Annotated in this window: 17 protein-coding genes; 10 read left to right on the top strand and 7 right to left on the bottom strand. The window is 74.0% G+C overall.

Annotation, left to right across the window (positions count from 1 at the left end):
* Positions 1-23: 23 nt before the first annotated feature.
* The 3 genes from AB0G52_RS18580 to AB0G52_RS18570 all read right to left on the bottom strand — a co-directional run bounded on the left by AB0G52_RS18580 (position 24) and on the right by AB0G52_RS18570 (position 2,335).
* Positions 24-1,589 carry an alpha/beta hydrolase gene (locus tag AB0G52_RS18580; protein WP_361337311.1) on the bottom strand — a complete coding sequence of 522 codons (1,566 nt, stop codon included), beginning with the start codon at positions 1,587-1,589 and terminating at the stop codon, positions 24-26.
* A 264-nt stretch (positions 1,590-1,853) separates the two neighbouring features.
* A complete protein-coding gene (locus tag AB0G52_RS18575; protein ID WP_165939535.1) occupies positions 1,854-2,027 on the bottom strand; it encodes a hypothetical protein in 174 nt (57 codons plus the stop codon).
* 56 nt (positions 2,028-2,083) lie between these two features.
* On the bottom strand, positions 2,084-2,335 hold the full coding sequence (locus AB0G52_RS18570; protein WP_207921901.1) for a helix-turn-helix transcriptional regulator: 252 nt from the start codon (positions 2,333-2,335) through the stop codon (positions 2,084-2,086).
* A 374-nt stretch (positions 2,336-2,709) separates the two neighbouring features.
* On the opposite strand from AB0G52_RS18570, the gene AB0G52_RS18565 reads away from it, so the two are divergent.
* A complete protein-coding gene (locus AB0G52_RS18565; protein WP_361337309.1) occupies positions 2,710-3,507 on the top strand; it encodes an alpha/beta hydrolase in 798 nt (265 codons plus the stop codon).
* A gap of 15 nt (positions 3,508-3,522) precedes the next feature.
* Here the strand turns inward: AB0G52_RS18565 and AB0G52_RS18560 are convergent, their stop codons facing one another.
* The 3 genes from AB0G52_RS18560 to AB0G52_RS18550 are packed head-to-tail and all read right to left on the bottom strand — an operon-like array spanning position 3,523 to position 6,329.
* On the bottom strand, positions 3,523-3,936 hold the full coding sequence (locus AB0G52_RS18560) for a phosphopantetheine-binding protein (RefSeq protein WP_361337307.1): 414 nt from the start codon (positions 3,934-3,936) through the stop codon (positions 3,523-3,525).
* Between the two features lie 45 nt (positions 3,937-3,981).
* Positions 3,982-4,971 carry a macrolide 2'-phosphotransferase gene (locus tag AB0G52_RS18555; protein WP_132893212.1) on the bottom strand — a complete coding sequence of 330 codons (990 nt, stop codon included), beginning with the start codon at positions 4,969-4,971 and terminating at the stop codon, positions 3,982-3,984.
* Positions 4,968-6,329, bottom strand: a complete 1,362-nt coding sequence (locus AB0G52_RS18550; protein ID WP_132893214.1) for an MFS transporter — start codon at positions 6,327-6,329, stop codon at positions 4,968-4,970. Before AB0G52_RS18550 ends, AB0G52_RS18555 begins: the two co-directional genes overlap by 4 nt.
* A 405-nt stretch (positions 6,330-6,734) precedes the next feature.
* Here AB0G52_RS18550 and vioD point away from each other — a divergent pair, with 405 nt between their 5' ends.
* The 7 genes from vioD to AB0G52_RS18515 are packed head-to-tail and all read left to right on the top strand — an operon-like array spanning position 6,735 to position 14,414.
* Positions 6,735-7,835 (top strand): capreomycidine synthase, encoded by a 1,101-nt coding sequence (vioD, locus tag AB0G52_RS18545; RefSeq protein WP_361337305.1) that lies wholly within the window; start codon positions 6,735-6,737, stop codon positions 7,833-7,835.
* Positions 7,835-9,877: an amino acid adenylation domain-containing protein gene (locus AB0G52_RS18540; RefSeq protein WP_361337303.1), complete on the top strand. Its 2,043-nt coding sequence runs from the start codon at positions 7,835-7,837 to the stop codon at positions 9,875-9,877. The genes vioD and AB0G52_RS18540 overlap by 1 nt, the downstream gene beginning before the upstream one ends.
* A gap of 6 nt (positions 9,878-9,883) precedes the next feature.
* A complete protein-coding gene (vioC, locus tag AB0G52_RS18535; protein WP_361337301.1) occupies positions 9,884-10,912 on the top strand; it encodes an arginine beta-hydroxylase, Fe(II)/alpha-ketoglutarate-dependent in 1,029 nt (342 codons plus the stop codon).
* A 7-nt stretch (positions 10,913-10,919) separates the two neighbouring features.
* Positions 10,920-11,666: a GNAT family N-acetyltransferase gene (locus AB0G52_RS18530; RefSeq protein WP_361337300.1), complete on the top strand. Its 747-nt coding sequence runs from the start codon at positions 10,920-10,922 to the stop codon at positions 11,664-11,666.
* A 56-nt stretch (positions 11,667-11,722) separates the two neighbouring features.
* Entirely contained in the window at positions 11,723-12,781 is a 1,059-nt protein-coding gene (locus AB0G52_RS18525) for a Gfo/Idh/MocA family oxidoreductase (RefSeq protein ID WP_132893222.1), read from the top strand.
* Entirely contained in the window at positions 12,778-13,752 is a 975-nt protein-coding gene (locus tag AB0G52_RS18520; protein ID WP_165939536.1) for an NAD-dependent epimerase/dehydratase family protein, read from the top strand. The genes AB0G52_RS18525 and AB0G52_RS18520 overlap by 4 nt, the downstream gene beginning before the upstream one ends.
* Entirely contained in the window at positions 13,749-14,414 is a 666-nt protein-coding gene (locus AB0G52_RS18515) for a PIG-L deacetylase family protein (protein WP_132893225.1), read from the top strand. Before AB0G52_RS18520 ends, AB0G52_RS18515 begins: the two co-directional genes overlap by 4 nt.
* A gap of 55 nt (positions 14,415-14,469) precedes the next feature.
* On the opposite strand, the gene AB0G52_RS18510 is transcribed toward AB0G52_RS18515, so the two are convergent.
* On the bottom strand, positions 14,470-15,846 hold the full coding sequence (locus AB0G52_RS18510) for a condensation domain-containing protein (protein ID WP_361337297.1): 1,377 nt from the start codon (positions 15,844-15,846) through the stop codon (positions 14,470-14,472).
* 172 nt (positions 15,847-16,018) lie between these two features.
* Between AB0G52_RS18510 and AB0G52_RS18505 the strand changes: the two genes are divergently transcribed.
* Entirely contained in the window at positions 16,019-16,696 is a 678-nt protein-coding gene (locus AB0G52_RS18505; RefSeq protein WP_165939537.1) for a class I SAM-dependent methyltransferase, read from the top strand.
* Positions 16,693-17,943 (top strand): ATP-grasp domain-containing protein, encoded by a 1,251-nt coding sequence (locus tag AB0G52_RS18500; RefSeq protein WP_132893231.1) that lies wholly within the window; start codon positions 16,693-16,695, stop codon positions 17,941-17,943. The genes AB0G52_RS18505 and AB0G52_RS18500 overlap by 4 nt, the downstream gene beginning before the upstream one ends.

Here is a 17,943-nt window from a genome sequence, read left to right as displayed (position 1 = left end):
GGCGGATCGGCTGGCGGCTTCGCTCAGCGGCGGAAGCCCAGCAGGGTGTGGAGGGTCGAGCCGCGGGAGGACGTCGAGGCCGTCTTGGTGGTGAGCGGTGCCGGGTCGGGGGTCTTCCGGCAGACGGCGTCGGCCGTACCGGAGCCGTGCGGGACCGTGCCGTCCGCCAGGTAGGCGGCGAGGTGGTCGTCCAGGCAGGCGTTGCCGCTGAGCGTGATGCCGTGGTTGCCGCCGCCCTGCTCGACCACCAGGCTGGAGCCCGCGAGCAGTCGGTGCACCGCGACGCCGCCCTGGTAGGGGGTGGCCGCGTCGTCCGTGGCCTGGAAGATGAGGGCCGGCGGGAGCTGGGCGTTGGCGATGGCGGGCGGCTTCAGCGCCTTCGTGGGCCAGTACGCGCAGGTCGCGTTGTACCAGGCGTTGTTCCAGACCATGAACGGCGCCTTCCGGTACGCCGCCCAGTTGTCCTTGCGCCACTGGTTCCAGTCCCGCGGCCAGGACGAGTCCCGGCACTGGACGGCCGCGTACACGCTGTAGCCGTTGTCGCCGGCCGCGTCGACCGCGCCGAAGTCGTCGTACGCCTCGACCAGCGCGGCCGTCTTCTTCCCGTTCACGTACGCCGAGAACGCCTCGGCCAGGTACGGCCAGTAGCCGTTGTAGTAGCCGCCCGGGATGAAGGTGTCCTCCAACTCGGAGGCGCCCACCCGGCCGCCCGCGGGCTTCCTCGCCAGCGCCGCCCGCATCGCGTACCACTTGGCCTCGACCTGCGCCGGGTCGGTGCCGAGCCGGTAGGCGGAGTCGTACCTGGCGATCCACGCCATCAGGGCGCGGTGACGGTCGTCGAACGCGTGGTCCTGGCTCAGGTTGTCGTCGTACCAGACGCCCGTGGGGTCGACGACCGAGTCCAGGACCAGCCTGCGTACGCGGTCCGGGTGCAGCCTGGCGTAGACCGCACCCAGGTACGTGCCGTACGAGTAGCCGAAGTAGCTGATCCGGGAGGCGCCGAGGGCCTGCCGCACCGACTCCAGGTCCTCGGCGGCGCTGACCGTGTCGAGGTACGGCAGCACGTCCGCGTACTTCTTGCCGCAGGCCGCGGCGAACGACCGGACGCGCTTGAGGTTCGCCTCCTCCAGGGCGGGGGTCGCCGGCACCGAGTCGGGGCGCACCGGCTTGAAGTAGCCCGGCGCGCAGTCGATCGCGGGGCCGCTCCTGCCGACCCCGCGCGGGTCGAAGCCGACGACGTCGTAGCGGGCGGCCACCTGTTTCGGCAGCGCGGACGCCACGAAGCCCGCCAGGGAGAGCCCGCTGCCGCCGGGGCCGCCGGGGTTGACCAGCAGCGGACCCAGTGCGTCGGGCGCGGTGTGCGGGACGCGGGAGAGAGCGAGCGTGATCTTCCTCCCGGCGGGGTCCCGGTGGTCGAGGGGCACCGTGACCGTGCCGCACTGGAGCGTGGGGTAGTCGGTGGTGGCGCACTTCTTCCAGGCCACCGGGGGCGTCCGGACGGCTGCCCGGGTGGTGGCGTTCGCGGGCGGGGCGGTGAACGACCCGGCCACGACCGCGACGGCGCACAGCACGGCCGCGCGTGTTCGCATGGAGCCTCCCAGGACGCGGGGATCGCGGACCGCGTGTGTCACGGTCCTGGCCGCATCGTCCCGGGGGCTGGGTCCGGAAGAACCTGTTCAGATGATGAATGACCCGAATGGGCCGAGGGTTGCGCCCGAACGCCCTCGGGCTCGCCCGCTGCGCACAGCGGGGCCGGCCGGGCCGGCCTGTCGTCCGGCAACGGCGAAGGCCCGGTCGCGCCGCGGCGGGGGAGTCCGCGGCGTGACCGGGCCGGTGCGCCGTCCCGGCGGGGCTCAGCCGCCCCAGGACGTGTCGTCGCAGCGGACCTGCGGCAGACAGTCGGCCGTCGTCACGGACGACGGCCGCGCGGGCTGCGGGTGCTGGGCGACCCCCATGAACCCGAACGCCACCAGGGCGGTGACCGCCGCACAGAACCGGACACGCCGTGCGCAGATCAGACGCTTCATCACCAAATCTCCTGTACTTGTGCTTCGTTGCCCGTTCGTCGTGCTTCGTGCGCTGTTCAGTCGCGGGCCGGCTCGGGTTCCGCAGTGAGTGAGCCTGCCATCAGGGGCAGGGCACACAGCAGCAACTGCATGCGGTTTCGCGCGCCGGTCTTCGCCCGGATGCGGCGGACGTAGGTGTCCACGGTGTGGCGGCTGAGTGCCATGCGCTGGGCTATCGCGTCGTACGTCAGCCCGTCCGCCATGTGCACCAGCACCTGTCGCTCCCGTCGGCTCAGTGGCGCGGCCGGGGCGGTGACAGCGTGGTCCATGCGCTTGCAGCCCTCCTGGTCGTGAGGCGTGTAGCCGACTCCGAAATCGCCGGACCGCGCATGGGTGGTGCCCGGTCCGGTGCGGGCGGGTCGGGAGAGGGGGTCCCGAACGATGCCCGGAGAGCCCTGCCCGCCGGGCCGGGCCCTCCGGGAGGAAATCCTGGCTCGGGAGCGGGGTCCAGCGGGGCGCGAAGCCGGGTCATCAAGCTGCCGTGCAAGAAAAGGAGGGTCGAACAAAACGGATAAACGTGCGAAGTGGTGATCCATGCGGACCGCACCACCCAAGCGCTGACCTGCACCGGCCTAGCATGGCGGCTGTGCGGCGGCCGGTGTGCTCCGGGCGTCCGCGCCGGGACCGACTGCGGGGAGGGCATGTGCGCACAGTGCGGGTGGCGGGCGCCGAGTTCGAGGTACGGGACGAGGGCGAGGGGGACGCCGTGCTGCTCGTGGCGGGGGGCGGGGCCTCCGGGCGGGTCTGGGACCTGCACCAGGTGCCCGCGCTGCGCGCGGCCGGTTTCCGGGTGCTCACCTTCGACCGGAGGCCGCTCGGGAATCCGCCGGCGGCGCCGGACCCGCACACGGCCGCCGTCGAACTGCTGCATGTCCTCGCGGAGTTGGACCTCCCTCGATGCCGTGCCGTCGGTGTCTCCGCCGGGGCCGAGGTGGTGCAGGAGCTGATGCTCGCCCGGCCCGGCCTGGTGACCGGGGCGGTACTGATGGCCACGCGCGGCCGGGGCGACCTGTCCGGCAGAGCGATGGCCGACGCCGAACGGGAGCTGGCCGCCGCCGGGGTGCGGCTGCCGCCGCGCTACGCGGCGTGGCAGCGCGCCGTACTCAACCTGTCGCCCGCCACCTGGCGGCGCGAGGACGAACTGCTCGACTGGCTCGACCTGTTCGAGGCGGCCGAGCGCGCCGGGACGGCCCCGGTGCCGGTCCCGGCCGACGGCGAGCCGGCGGACCGGCTCGCCGCACTCGGCCGGGTGACCGTCCCGGTCCTCGTGCTCGGCTTCGAGCACGACCTGATCGTGCCCCCGTGGCTGTGCCGCGAGGTCGCCGCGGCCCTGCCCTCGGCGCGCTATGCCGAAATCGCGGACTGCGGGCACTACGGGTACCTGGAGCGGCCCGCGGAGGTGAACAGCGCGCTGCTGGAGTTCCTCACCGGCGCGCCCTGACCGGGTCCGTACCGGTCAGCGCGGCTCGCCGGACTCGCGCAGCACGTCCCCGAGCAGCCGGTGAGCCAGGGCCAGCCGCTCGTTCGCGGACAGCCGCGCCAGCGCCGGCCACAGCACGTCCGCGCCGCCCGTGGACGCGGCGCCGGTCGCCGTGGTGAGCGGTGCCGGCGACGGGGCGTCCGCCGCGTCGGGAGCCTCAGGGGCGACGGCCGCGGCCGGGGCGGTGAGCAGGCCGGCGACCGACGGGGCGGTCAGCAGGTCCTGGAGGGCGATCTCCCAGCCGTGGTCGTGCTCCAGGGAGCTGACCAGGCGGGCCGCGTCCAGTGAGGATCCGCCCAGTTCGAACCAGCCGCCGTCCAGGTCCTCCTGGCCAAGGTAGGTGCGGGCCAGCTTCAGGGCCTGGGCGTGCCTCTCGTCCGTCGGGGTCATCGCTTTTTCTCCTTCTCGGTCGGGTGGAACCGGGGTACAGGACGGTCAGGGCAGGGCTGGGGTGTCCGGGGCGGGGTGGATCGCCGGGTCCGGCGGGGTGCCGGACTCCGGGGGCGGCGCGGCGAGCCGTTCCCGGGCCACGGCGGTGAACGCCGGACGGCCGGTCCGCACGCCCAGCAGCCCCACGTGGGCCCAGCGGAACGACGCCCGCAGCAGTACCCGTTCGCGCAGGCCCGGCTGGACGGTGCCGCCGCTGCGCCGGTACGCCGACAGCAGCCGGTCGAGCAACGGGCGGCCGCCCGCCAGGTACGGGTCGACGAAGTCCGCCGCCGGATCGTCGAAGGCGGCGTTCGTCCAGTCCAGGACCCCGGTCACCGCGTCCGAGCCGGGGCCGACCAGGGTGTGCCCGGGATGCATGTCGCCGTGGGTGAGCCGGACCTGGTGGGCCCAGTGCCGGTCGTCGTCCAGCCAGCACCGCCAGTGCGCGTACCAGCGTTCGGGAAGCGGCACCGCGGTCCGGGCCTCCGTCAGCGTCCGGGCCAGGTCCTCGCGCGCCAGGCCCGGTTCGCGCGGCGGGACGCCCGCGTCCACGGCCTCCTCCACGGGCACCCGGTGCAGGGCGGCGAGGGTCGCCGCGAGCGAGGTCACGTACCCGGTGCCGGGCCGCCCGCCGCCCGCCGCGGGGTGCCACTCGTAACGCAGGGCGGCCGGGTCCTCGAACCCGGCGGGGGCACCCCCGAGCCGGCGGTACGCGATGAACGCGCGGTCGGCGTGCTCCCAGCGCGGCACCGCCACCGGCAGCGTGGACCTGACCGCCGTGAGGACGGCCGCCTCCGCGGCGATCCGGTCGGCGCTGCGGTTGCGGCGGGGCAGCCGCAGGATCCAGTCCGCGCCCTCGGTGTCCTCGACCTCGACCACCTGGAAGTCCCAGCCCGCGTCGTTGAGGACCGCCGTCCCCGGGCGCAGGGACAGTCCCCGGGCGGCGGCCGACTCCAGGGCGGCGGCGAGCACCTCGCGCGGGTCGGTGGCCGTCACGCGGAGGCCGTCCGGTCGTCGCCGGCGCCACCGGCTCCCGAGACGGACGCGCTCTCGCCGGAGCCGTCCGCGTCCCGCCGCGCGGTGCCGGTCGGCGAGCCGCCCAGGACGTAGTCCTCGGGGATGTCGCGCAGGGTGCGCAGCGGCGAGCAGTAGATCCACAGGAACGACAGGGTCGTCGCGAGGCCCGCGATCCACAAGGTGGTCCGGGCGCCCAGGAGTTGGCCGAGGAGTCCGCCGAGGACCGCGCCCAGGGGCAGGGTGCTCCACACCAGCAGCCGGTTGAAGGCGCTGACCCGGCCGAGCAGCCGGTCGGGGGTGATGGACTGGCGGAAGGTGACGACGATGACGTTGTAGACGACCATGCCCGCGGAGGAGACGAACAGGCCCACGCTGACCAGACAGAGCCGCCATCCGGTGTCCACCAGCGGCACCGTCGTGAAGCCCGCGCCCGCCACCAGGGTGGCCGTCCAGATCGCCGGTCCGTGTCCCAGCCGGCGCGCCGCCCTGGCCGCCAGCACCCCGCCGAGCAGGCCGCCGATGCCCTCGAAGGTCAGCAGCAGACCGATGACGCCCGCGCTCAGGCCCAGGTCACGGGCGAGCAGGACGGGGATCATCGGAGTGCCCACGGCCCAGAAGAGGTTGAAGCAGGCGGTGCTGAGGGAGGTGCGCCGCAACAGGACGTCGCCCAGGACCGCGCGCAGTCCCTCGGCGGCGTCCTTCCGCCACGAGACGGGCTGCCCGTCGGCGTGGCCGGGCAGCGGCTCGCGCCCCCGCACCAGCAGCACGCAGGCCGCCGACCACAGGTAGCCGCCGACCGACACCAGGACGGCCACCGGCGCGGCCAGCGCCTGCACCAGGGCGCCGCCGAGCCCCGGTCCGGCGGCCTGGGCCGCCGACTGGACCACCTGGAGCCGGGTGTTCGCGTCGATCAGCCGCTCCCGGGGCACCAGTGAGGGCACGTAACTCGCGTACCCCACCTCGAAGAACACGGTGAGCAGGCCGAACACGAAGGCGACGGCGATGAGCTGGGCGGCCGTGAGCAGGCCGGTCCACCAGGCGATCGGGATCCACAGCAGCAGTGCGGCACGGGCGACGTCCGTGGCCAGCAGCAGCGGGCGCTTGCGCACCCGGTCCGCCCACACGCCGGCCGGGACGCTCGCCAGCAGGTAGGGCAGCGACTCGGCGGCCGACAGGGCCCCCACCTCCAGCGGGGAGGCGTCCAGACTGACCACCGCCACCAGCGGCAGGGCCAGCGTCAGGATCTGCGTGCCGAATTGACTGATGCTGTCCGCGAGAAAGATCTGACGGAAATCGCCCAGCCGCAGAATGCTGTCGGCCGGAATTTTTGGGCGCATGGCAGTAATAGTGCCATGGGAAACTCGACAGGTCACTAGTGCGTCGGCGCGAGGGGTGCGAAAGCGGCCGTCGGCGGGCGGCCCCGTCGGCCTCCGGCGTTCCCGGAGGCCCACCGGACGGTCGAGAGCACCGCAACCACCTGTAAGAACAGGTGACTTGGCAGGCGGGCGCCGGTGGCCGGGGCCGGGGGCGGCCCTGTCACGTACTCGCGTTACTTGTGACCGTCACGCACTTGTTGATGTAATTGGGGCAGTCGCCACCGATTTCCTCCCCGCCGAACCGAGGCGCATTGTCAGTGCCCGGACTCGTCGTTCACCGATTTCCACGAGCCCTTATCCCATGAGGTTTTCTTCGTGTCACGGACTCGAATTGAATTCAATGCATCGCGCCATGTGGAGCCTCCGGTGCTGGAGGAGTGGTACCGGCGCAGGCTCGACCGGGCCGAGCGGGACATCAGCTCCAGCGGAGTACACCCCTACACCTACGCCGAACTGCGCCGGCTGACCGGACTTCAGGCGACCGACCTCGACGGCATCCTCGTCGACGACAGCACCTCGCAGGGCTCGCCCGAACTGCGCCGGGCCATCGCCGACCGCTACCTGCCCGGCGGAGCCGACCGCGTCATGGTCACCCACGGCTCCAGCGAGGCGATCGCCCTGACGCTGGAGACGCTGCTCGGGCCCGGCGACCGGGTGGTACTGCCGGACGTGCTCTACCACTCGCTCGCCCACTACCCGCGGGCGGCCGGCTGCGTCCTGCACCCCGTGCCGCTGGACGCGTTCACCGCCGCCGACACCGACCCGCGGGTCCTGGAGCGGACGATCCCCGCGGACACCCGGGCGGTGATCGTCAACTTCCCGCACAACCCGACGGGTGTCACCCTCACCGACACCGCGTACCGCAGGCTGCTCGACCGGGTCGAGCAGATCGGCGCGGTCCTGGTCTGGGACGCGGCGACGGCCGAGATGAGCTGGGACGGGCCGCCGCTGCCCGACCCCGGCATCCGCCACCCGCTGACCGTCAGCTACGGCACCTTCTCCAAGGCGTTCGGCCTGCCCGGCCTGCGCGTCGGCTGGTGCGCGGCGCCCGAGGAACTGATCGAACGCAGTTTCACCGTGCGCGACCGCACCACCCTCTTCCTCTCGCCGCTGGTGGAGGCGGTGGCCACCGCCGCGATGCGCTCCGCGGACACTCTGATCGCCCCCCGCCGGGCCGAGGCCCGCGCCAATCTGACCGTGCTGGAGAAGTGGGTCGCCGACCACCACGGTCTGGTCGACTGGACACCGCCGGGCGGAGGGGTCTGCTGTCTGCTGGAGCTGCCCGGCGTCACCGACTCCGAGCGCTTCTGCGTCGAACTCCTGGAGGAGTACGGCACCTTGCTGGTCCCGGGCACCGCCTTCGGCCGCGAGGGCGCCGTACGGCTGGGATTCGGCGGTGACCAGGGGGAGTTCGCCGACGGCCTGGACACGCTCTCCGCCTTCCTGCACGCCCGGGGCGGCCGGTGATGGCGGCCTCCGGCACGGCGGGCGGGGCCGATGCCCTGTCCCGGCTCTGGCACGAGGTGAGGGCCGCGCACGGCGACCGCCCCGCGCTCACCGACGGGCACCGCACCTTGACGTACGGTCAGCTCGACGCGGCCGCGCGGGCCGTGGCCGGCCGGCTGACCGCCGCCGGGGCCGGTCCCGGCCGGTACGTGATGCTCCACGGGCTGGCCCCGATGGACGCTGTCGTGGCCATGCTGGGGACGCTGGCCGCGGGCGCCGCCTTCGCCGTCCTGGAGGAGGGCCTTCCCGACGCCGCCCGCGCCGCCCGCTGCGCCCGCGTCGACGCGGTCCTGCTCGCCGGCCGCGGCCCCGCGCCGCACGGGACCGCCACCCCGCCCTGGACCGATCTGGGCCCCCAACTGGACGGCGCTGCACACGAGTCGGCGCCGGTCGCCGACGGTGGCGGCGCCCCGGACGTCGGCCTGTCCTGCGCGGCCCGGGCCGGCGGGGCGGCGTCCGACCGGCCCGCGTACGCCATGTTCACCTCCGGGTCCACCGGCGAGCCGAAGGCCGTCGGCATCGGGCGGGCGGCGCTGCACGGCTTCGCGCTGGCCGCCGCCGCCCGGCTGGGCCTCGGCCCCGAGGACCGGTGGCTCCAACTGGCCTCCCTCGGCTTCGACGTGGTCGTGGAGGAGGTGTTCCCCGTCCTCGCCCGCGGCGGGACCGTCGTCTGCCGTCCCGGCACCGGCGTGCCGGACCCGGAGGAACTGCACGGCATGCTCGGCGCCCTCGGCGTGACCACCGTGGAGCTGTCCACCCAGTACTGGCGCGAGTACGCGCACTGGCTCGACGTCCGGGGCGAGACCACCCCGGCCCCGCTGCGCCGGGTGCTGGTCGGCGGCGAACGCATGGACCCCGACGACTGGCGGCGCTGGGAGCGGGCCGGACGCGCCGGGCTCGTGCACGTCTACGGGCTGACCGAGTGCACGGTCACCTCCACCATGTACGAGGGGCCGCTGCCGGACGACGCCCCCGAGGTGCCGATCGGCACCCCCCTCGCCAACGCCGAGGTCAGCGTGCGCGACTCGGCCCGGCGACCGGTACCGCCCGGCACCGTCGGGGAGATCCACATCGGCGGGCCCTCACTGGCCCCCGGCTACCTCGGCGATCCGGAGCAGACCGCGCGGCGGTTCGTCACCGACCCGGAGCCGGGCGGCGGGCGGCTGTACGCCACCGGCGACCTCGGGCGGATCCTGCCCGACGGCGCCGTGGAGTTCCACGGCCGGGCGGACGACCAGATCAAGATCCGTGGGCACCGGCTCGAACCGGCCTCGGTCGAACGGCTGCTGGCCGCCGACCCCGAGGTCGCCCAGGCCGTCGTCCTGCTGGACGCCCGGACCCGCGGTTCCCTGCTGGCCTGTCTGGTCCCGGCGGCCCCGGCCGCAGCCGCGGACGGCGTGCTGCCGGTCACCGCCGGGCAGCGCGCCCGGCTGCTCGCCAGGGTCACCGCCGAACTGCCCGGCTGGGCCGCGCCCCAGCAGTTGTTCTGGACCGGGTCCCTGCCGAAGAACGACCACGGCAAGGTGAACCGCCGCGCGCTCGCCGCGACCCTCCTGAGCGCCCAGGCGACGACCGGCGCGCAAACGACGGCCACCGCGCAGGGGACGACCGCCGCGCACGGGACCGCCACGGCCGGGGCGGCCGCGACCACGGACCCGGACCTCACGACCGGCCTGCCGGACGCCGGCGTCGGCGTCGGCGACCCCGGCACGGACCCGGGCGGGCCGGAGACGCTCGACACCGTGCTGCGGCACTTCCGGGCGCTGCTGGCCGACCCCGGGCTGGGGCCCGACGCCGACTTCTTCGCCGGCGGCGGCCAGTCGATTCTCGCCATGCGCCTGGTCACCGAACTCCGCGCCGACTTCCCCGGGACCGTCGGACTGCGGGCCACGACCGTCTTCGACCATCCGACACCCCGCCGGCTCGCCGAGTGGCTCTCCTCGGCACCGAACCGCCCCGGTGCGGTGCCGGCACCGTTTCCACCGGCCGTACGTAAGGACTGAACTGTCATGGGCACACCTTCCGAGGATCACGTCCTGCTGCTGACCCCGGACGAGGCACGGCGGACGGCCGAGCTCACGATCCGCGCCGCGGAGCGCTACACCGGCGACGACGACCCGGCCCTCCTGCTCGACCTGCCCCGGATCGCCGCGGACCTCCCGGTGCGCACCCAGCGCTTCCTGCGCACCTTCGCCATCGACGAGCCCACCGGCTACTGCGTGGTCAGCGGGCACCACTTCGACCAGGACCGCATCGGCCCCACCCCGGAGCACTGGCGGGGCCGCCCCCGCCCCAACCGGGAGTTCCCCGAAGAGGTGCTCGTCCTGCTGTACGCGGCGCTGCTCGGCGAGCCGTTCGGCTGGACCACCCAGCAGGACGGCCGGCTGGTGCACGACATCTTCCCCGTCCGCAGCCACGAGAACGACCAGCTCGGCCTCGGCAGCAAGGAGCTGCTGACCTGGCACACCGAGGACGCCTTCCACCCGTACCGCGGCGACTACCTGGTGCTGGCCTCCCTGCGCAACCCCGACAAGGTCGCCACCACCGTGGGCTCGTACACCGTGGGAGCGCTGTCCGACGACGACGTGGAGGTGCTGTTCGAGGAACGCTTCCACATCGCCCCCGACGAGTCGCACCTGCCCAAGAACAACTCCGCCGGCTCCGGCGGCGACACCGAGCGGTTCGCCACCATCGAGCGGCTGATCCACGAACGGCGCCCGGTGGCCGCCCTGTTCGGCCCGCGCCAGGAGCCGTACCTGCGGCTGGACCCGTACTTCATGGAGGTCCCCGAGGACGACCCGGAGGCCCGCCGCGCCCTCGACAACCTGATCGCGGTCGTCGACTCCGGGCTCCGCGAGGTCGCTCTGGAGCAGGGCGACTGCCTGGTCGTCAACAACCACCGCGTGGTCCACGGCCGGGTGCCCTTCACCGCTCGCTACGACGGCACCGACCGCTGGCTCAAGCGCATCAACGTCACCCATGACCTGCGCCGCTCCCGCACCATGCGGGCGAGCGCCGGCAGCCGCCTGATCGGCTGAGGCGGCCGTGGCGCACCTGCCGGCCCTCACGGTCACCAGCCTGGATCGGGCACCGGAGCTGGAGCCGGCCGTCGACCGGCTGATCACCGGCAACATGCCCGCGTTCATGAGCTGGGAGTCGCCCGGCAACTGGCGCTGGCACCGGCTCTACGACACCTACCCCGCCCACCAGCTCTGCGTCCTGGACGAGGAAGGCCGCCTGGTGGCCGCCGCCAACGGCCTGCCGGTCCCCTGGGACGGCACGGTCGACGGGCTCCCGGGGGGCTCCGACGACGTGCTGGTCTCCGCGTTCGACGGACCGGCCGCCCGCCCGGACGCGCTGTGCATGCTCTCGGTGAGCGTCTGTGCCCGGCTGCGCGGCAGCGGCCTCGCCGAGCGGCTGCTGACCCGGGCCAGGGACGAGGCACGCGCCGCGGGCCTGCGCGGCGTCGTCATCCCGGTCCGCCCCACCCGCAAGGCCCGCTACCCACTCGTCCCGATGGCCGACTACGCCCGCTGGCGGCGGCCGGACGGCACACCGTTCGATCCCTGGCTGGCCACCCACGCCGCGCTGGGCGCCGAACTGCTCGCCCCCTGCGACCGCTCGCTGGTGATCAGCCAGCCCGCCGCCCGCTGGGAGGAGATCGCCGGACACCCGCTGCCCGGCCCCGCCCGCCACCTCGTACCGGGCGCCCTCGCCCCGCTGGAGGTCTCCGCGGACGGCGAGGGCGTCTACGCGGAGCCCAACTTCTGGGTGTTCCACCCGGCCACCTGACCCGCCGCACCACCCCCGACCACACCCGAGGAACGACCACACCCGAGGAGTCGCCCATGCCACCGCTGCGACTGGCCGTCGTCGGCTGCGGAGCCGCCGCCCGGTCCTGTCACCTGACCGCGCTGCCGCACGTCCCGCAACTCCGACTCACCGCCCTGATCGACCCGGACCCCGCGCAGGCCCGCGCCGCCCTCACGTGGTACGCGGACCAGGGCGGAAGCGCCGAGGACGTGCTGATCGCCCGCACGGTGGAGGAGGCCGCCGACGCCTTCGACGCCGCCGTGGTCGCCGTACCGCACACCGCGCACGCCGCCGTCGCCGGCGACCTGCTCGCCCGGGGCAGGCACGTGCTGCTGGAGAAGCCGATGGCGACCTCCGCCGCGGACGCCGAGGCCCTCGCCGCCGCCGCGGCCGCCGCCCCGGACACCCGGCTGCTGATGGCCCACCCCCGGCGGCTGTTCCCCGCCAACGCCTGGGTGCGCGAGCTCATCCGGAACGGCGACCTGGGCACCGTCACCCGGGTCCGCTGGACCGAGGGCCACCCCTACAGCTGGGAGCCGGTCTCCTGGTCGATGTTCGACCGGGCTCTCGCCGGCGGCGGCGTCCTCACCGACACGGCCTCCCACGTCTTCGACATCCTGCTGTGGTGGCTCGGCCCGGACGTCGAGGTGGTCGACTACGTCGACGACAGCCTCGGCGGGGTCGAGGCCGACGCCGTCGCCACCCTGCGCATCGGGGGAGTGGAGACCGTGCTGGAGCTCAGCCGGGTCCGCGCCCTCGGCATCAGCTGCGTCGTCACCGGGACCGCCGCCGAGGTGAGCGTCGGCACCGACTTCCCGGCCGGCGAGTGCACCCTGATCACCGCCTCCGGCGAGGAACTGCACCGTGGCGACGTGAGCGCCGTACCGCCCGCCCAGGACGAATGGGACGACCTCTTCGTCGAGCAGCTCCGCAACTTCGCCGACGTGTGCTCCGGCGCGGACGTGGCACCGCACGCCACCGCCGAGGACGGCCTGCGGGTCGCCCGGCTGATCGAACAGTGCTACACGGGGCCGGCGCGACGCCCGCTGGCCCAGCCCTGGCTGACCGGGACGACGTCGAGGAGCGCGGCATGAACGACTTCGCGGGCAGGCGCATCGCCGTCACCGGCGCCAGCGGGTTCATCGGCGGACGGGTGGTGGAGCGGCTGGTGCTGGGCACCGGGGCCGAGGTCCGTGCCCTGGTGCGCGGCTACGGCCGGGCCGCCCGGCTCTCCGTGCTGCCGCAGGAACGGCTCGCCTTCCGGGCCGTCGACCTGGACGCCCCGGGGACCCTGCGCAAGGCCCTGGAGGGCTGCGACCTGGTCGTGCACTGCGCGTTCGGGTCGCGGGGCGAGGTCGACGACCGCTGGCGCACCACCGTCGACGGGACCGCGAACCTGCTCGACGCGGCCAAACTCGCCGGCGTCGAGCGGCTGGTGCACCTCAGCACCGTCGACGTGTACGACACCTCCGGCCTGACGCGCTTCGACGAGAGCGCCCCGGCGCTCGGCGAGGACGCCGACGACCGCGAGTACGAGCAGCAGAAGGCCGCCGCCGAGCGGCTGGTGCTCGCCGCGCACGGCGACGGCCCGGAGACCGTCGTGCTCCAGCCCGGCGTGGTCTACGGCCCCTGGGGCGGACAATGGACCGTCGCCCAGCTGACCCGCCCCGCCGCGGAGTTCGAGGAGCTGCCGGTGACCGGTGCGGGCGGCGCCTGCAACGCGGTGTACGTGGACGACGTCGTGGACGCCGTGCTGGCGGCGCTCGCCGAACCCGCCGCGGCAGGGCGGAAGTTCCTCGTGGGCGGCCCCGACGAGCCCGGCTGGGGCGAGTTCTTCGACCGGCTGCGCGGCATCCGCGGCCTGCCCGCGCCGGCCGGAACGCCGGCCGGCGGTGCCGTGCCCGACTGGGAGCAGGCGCTCTACGCCAGCCCCGCCCGCGTGGACGCCGCGCTCGCCGCACGTCTCCTGGCCGCGCCCCGGACCACCCTGGACGAGGGCATGACGCGCACGGCGCAGTGGGCGCGCTGGGCCGGGTACGGGGCACCGGGCGGAGCCGGCCGGTGACCCGGGTCCTGGTGATCGCCCCGCACCCCGACGACGAGGTCATCGGCTGCGGCGGCTCCATCGCCAAGCTGGCCCAGTCCGGCGCCGAGGTCACCGTCGTCATCGTCATCCGCCGCGAACGCGGACTCGCCGACCGGGGGGTCGGGGACGAGGAGTTCGCGGCGGAGACCACCGACGCCTGCCGGGTGCTCGGCGTCAAGCGGTGCATCACGCTGGACGAGCCGTCCCGTGACTTCGCCGCCGACCGGCGGCTGCACCTCGCCGTCGTCAAGGTGCTGCGCGAGGTCCGCCCGGACCGGGTGTACCTGCCGCACCGCGACGACGGGGACGTGGAGCACCGCGCCGTGCACCGGCTCGGCCTGGAGGCGCTGTGGATGGCGGAGTCCGACTTCTTCGAGGAGGCCGGGCCGCCCGCGCCGCCGCCGTCCCTGGTGCTCGGCTACGAGGTGTGGGCCCCGCTCGGCGAGGCCCAGTACACCGAGGACGTCACCGACCAGATCGAGCTGAAGGTCGAGGCCATGCGCTGCTACCGCTCCCAGCTGCGGCACGCCGCCTGGGACGAGGCGGTGCGCGGGCTGGCGTCCTACCGGGCCGTCACCAGCGCGGGCCACGGCCACAGCGAGGCCTTCGAGGTGATCCGGATGGCCGGCGCCCGGCCCTGAACAGGCCGGACCGGGGGCCGGCCGTGCGGCCCCCGGTCCTTTCCCGCCGGGCGGCTCACTCCGCCCGCAGCACGTCCCCGATCGCCGTGTCCGGAGCAGTCAGGAACCTGTGCACCAAGGAGGTGAACTCATGAGCGAGCTCCCGAACGCTCTCCTCGCCGAAGACGTCCGCCGGGAAGAGCACCGTGAAGTCGACCCCGCTGTCGTCGACCGAGGCGAACACCTCCAGGCTCTCGATCTGGTGCTGGTCGCCGGGCACCTCGGTCGGCTCCACCGACAGCCCTCCGGCCTCGCGCCTGCCGCCGCTCCAGCCGCCCGGCGCCACGTCGAAGAAGGTGCACGGCCGCTCCAGCAGCCGGCCCAGGTGGTGCGGGGCGAGGGCGGAGGTCACCTCGGGCGCCGGCACCTGGCCCAGCCGCTGCGTCTCCAGCACCGCCGAACGGACCGTGCGGCTCAGCTCCTTGAAGGTCAGGGACGGGTTGATCCGCACCCGCACCGTCGCGTAGGTGGACAGGAAGGCCACCAGGTCCAGCAGGTGCTCCTCGGTGCGCCGGGTCACCGGGATCAGCGCCGCGAGGTCGCTGCGCCCGCTGCGGGCGTGCAGCGCGCAGAGGTAGGCGGTGAACAGCACCACGAACGGGGTGGTGCGGGCCGACCGGCAGTACTCGGTGAGCAGCGCGCAGGTCTCCGGCGTCAGCGAGCCGTCGAACGTGCCGACCGCGTAACGGTCGTTGGTCTCGCGCAGCATCCCGGGCAGGTACACCGGCGCGTTGGTGCCGATGCCGTCCAGCAGCTCCGCGAAGCGGGCGATCATCTGCCGGGGCTCCGGGTCGCGGCCCAGCCACTCCGCCTCCCAGCGGACGAAGTCCGCGTAGGTGAAACGCTGTTCGGGCAGCTTGGCCTCGCGGCCCTCGACGGCCGCGGCGTACAGCTCCCACAGTTCGTTCACCAGGATCTCGAACGACTGCCCGTCCACCACCAGATGGTCGACGGCGAGGCCCAGCAGGTGGTCCTGCTCGCCCACGCGGTAGACGACGCCGCTCATGAGCAGGCCGCCGTCCAGGTCCGGGTTCCGGCTCAGGAAGGCGCCGGCCCGGCGCAGCGCCTCGTCCGCCCGCTCGTCCTCGGGCAGTGCGGTCAGGTCCACGCGCTCGGGCGTGAAGGGGCGGGCCTCGCGGATCTCCTGCCGGCCGGTCCTGCCCCGGTCGGGGAAGGCCGCGCGCAGCGCCTCGTGGCGGGCGACGAGCGCGGTGAGCGCCGAGTCCAGGGCGTCCGTGTCGAGGGGGCCGGTCAGCCGGAAGCCCCGGCCGAACATGCGGACCTCCACCCCGAGGCCCTGCTTCTCGACCCACTCCTGGATCGCCAGGCGGTCCCTCTGGTCGGACAGCAGCGGAAGCCCTTCGGGACGGCTTCCCTCGTTCGCGGTGCGCATGCGAATTCTCCCTCCGGAAACGAAAAGGAAATGGCGGGCCTGGAAGCGCCCGGCACGGAAATCGAGACTACTGAATGGGGCGGTCGTGACGCAATATGAAGCACGCGGGGATTTCTTCGGGGAGTATGCCGATGTTTATGCCGCGGCACCCTACAGTGATTTCACGGAGGAAGTGTCGAAAAAACTCCCCGACCTGATTTCCCATTACCGGGCGGGCGGCGGGTCGCTGCTCGACCTGGGCTGCGGCACCGGCACGCTGCTGATCGCGCTGGCCGGCTCCTTCGGCCCGCTCACCGGCGTCGACCAGTCGCCCGACATGCTGCGGCACGCCGGCGAGGCCGCCCGCCGGGCCGGGGTGGACGTCGACCTAATCCGCGGCGACCTGCGCGACTACCGCGGCGACCGGCGCCACTCCGTGGTCACCTGCACCTACAACACCGTCAACTACCTGGTCGGCGAGGGCGACCTGGAGCTCGCCGCCCGCACCCTGCGGGCCGCCACCGAGGACGGCGGCCTCGCCGTGCTCGACGCGCACCCCGTCTGGTTCGTCGAACGGGCCTGGGCCGGACAGGTGTTCGTGGAGCAGAACACCGAGGACATCCTGGAGGTCTGGGAGAACCCCTACGACGCCGCGACCGGCCGGGTCGACACCACGGTCACGGTCGTGCGCCGGACCCCCGAGGGCGGCTGGCACCGCGTCCACGAGACCCATCCGCAGCGCGGCCACGACCCGGCCGCGGTCACCGGGGCCCTGCTCGCGGCCGGCTTCACCAGCGTGGACACGTACGCCGGGCTCGACCGCGAGCCGGTGCGCGAGGACACCCGGCGCGTCTGGTACGTGGCCCGGTGACCGACACCCTGCTGATATGCGGGATCGGCTCCGGAATGGACAGGTCGCTCGCCCGTGTGAAAGACATGGGAGTGCGCACCCTGGTCGTCACGGACCGCGTCACCGAACGCGTGCGGAAAAGCGCCGACATTTACCTGGAGGCGGACCCCGACGATTTCACCGGTGTTCTGTCGGCAATTCGCGCGGAGCGGCCGGGGAGAATATCCGGCGTCATGACCCTCGGATACGACAATCCACCGGTCGTGGCCCGGCTCGCCGCCGAGCTGGGCTGCCCCGGCGTGCCCGTCGAGGTGGCCGACCTGTGCACCCTGAAGGACCGCCGGATCGCCGCCCTGGACCGGGCCGGGCTGCCCGTGCCCTGGTACGCCGTCGCCACCACCGCCGACGCCGCCCTCGCGGCGCTGGACCGGATCGGGCTGCCCGCCGTCGTCAAGCCCAGCGACCGCACCGGCTCCCTGGGCGTCGCCAAGCTGGACGCCCTCGGCACCGCGCGGGAACCCGTGGAGCGGGCCCTCGCCCTCAGCCCGACCGGACACGTCGTCGTGGAGGAGTACCTGACCGGCACCGAGCACACCGTGGCCGGGTTCGCGGTCGACGGCAGGCTCCGCGTCACCGGGTTCGCCGACCGCGAGTACGGCGAGAAGGAGCGCTTCTTCCCGCACTTCTTCGAGGGCGGCGACACCCTGCCCTCCGTCCTGGACGAGGCACAGCGCGCCGAGGTGGTACGCACCGTCCAGCGGGGCGTCGACGCGCTCGGACTGACCACCGCCGTCGTCAACACCGACATCCTGCGCACCCCCGACGGGCGGGTGTACCTGCTGGAGCTCACCTGCCGGCTGACCGGCGCCCGCATCGCCACCGAGATCATGCCGCTCGCCACCGGTGTCGACCCGCTGCCCAACGCCGTCCGCCTCGCCCTGGGCCGCCCGCTCGCCGAGGAGGAACTGCGCCCCACCCGCGACCGGGCGGTCGTCCAGCGCTATCTGCCCGCGGACGGCGGCACCGTCGAATGGGTCGGCGATCTGGCCGAACTGGCCCGCACCCCCGGCGTCCACGACGTCTTCTGGGGCCTGGACCTCGCCCCCGGCACCGTCCTGCCGCCCTACCGCGGCGGCGACGAGGTGCTGGCCGGTGCGATCACCAGCGGCCCGGACACCGCCGCCGCCGAAGCCCTCGCCACCCGGGTGCTGTCCCGCCTCCCGCTGCGCCTCACCGACCGCCCCGCCGTACCCGCCCCCACTCCCTGA

The organism is Streptomyces sp. NPDC021562 (assembly GCF_040640875.1).
Classification (GTDB): Bacteria; Actinomycetota; Actinomycetes; order Streptomycetales; family Streptomycetaceae; genus Streptomyces.
The sequence above is the reverse complement of the archived record's forward strand: the minus strand, read 5'-3'. Positions and strand labels throughout refer to the sequence as shown.

Excerpts from the sequence above, each read along its gene's own strand:
- AB0G52_RS18580 (WP_361337311.1), bottom strand. The coding sequence starts at position 1,589 with ATGCGAACACGCGCGGCCGTGCTGTGCGCCGTCGCGGTCGTGGCCGGG.
- AB0G52_RS18575 (WP_165939535.1), bottom strand. The coding sequence starts at position 2,027 with ATGAAGCGTCTGATCTGCGCACGGCGTGTCCGGTTCTGTGCGGCGGTC.
- AB0G52_RS18570 (WP_207921901.1), bottom strand. The coding sequence starts at position 2,335 with ATGGACCACGCTGTCACCGCCCCGGCCGCGCCACTGAGCCGACGGGAG.
- AB0G52_RS18560 (WP_361337307.1), bottom strand. The coding sequence starts at position 3,936 with ATGACCCCGACGGACGAGAGGCACGCCCAGGCCCTGAAGCTGGCCCGC.
- AB0G52_RS18550 (WP_132893214.1), bottom strand. The coding sequence starts at position 6,329 with ATGCGCCCAAAAATTCCGGCCGACAGCATTCTGCGGCTGGGCGATTTC.
- AB0G52_RS18540 (WP_361337303.1), top strand. The coding sequence starts at position 7,835 with ATGGCGGCCTCCGGCACGGCGGGCGGGGCCGATGCCCTGTCCCGGCTC.
- vioC (WP_361337301.1), top strand. The coding sequence starts at position 9,884 with ATGGGCACACCTTCCGAGGATCACGTCCTGCTGCTGACCCCGGACGAG.
- AB0G52_RS18525 (WP_132893222.1), top strand. The coding sequence starts at position 11,723 with ATGCCACCGCTGCGACTGGCCGTCGTCGGCTGCGGAGCCGCCGCCCGG.
- AB0G52_RS18520 (WP_165939536.1), top strand. The coding sequence starts at position 12,778 with ATGAACGACTTCGCGGGCAGGCGCATCGCCGTCACCGGCGCCAGCGGG.
- AB0G52_RS18510 (WP_361337297.1), bottom strand. The coding sequence starts at position 15,846 with ATGCGCACCGCGAACGAGGGAAGCCGTCCCGAAGGGCTTCCGCTGCTG.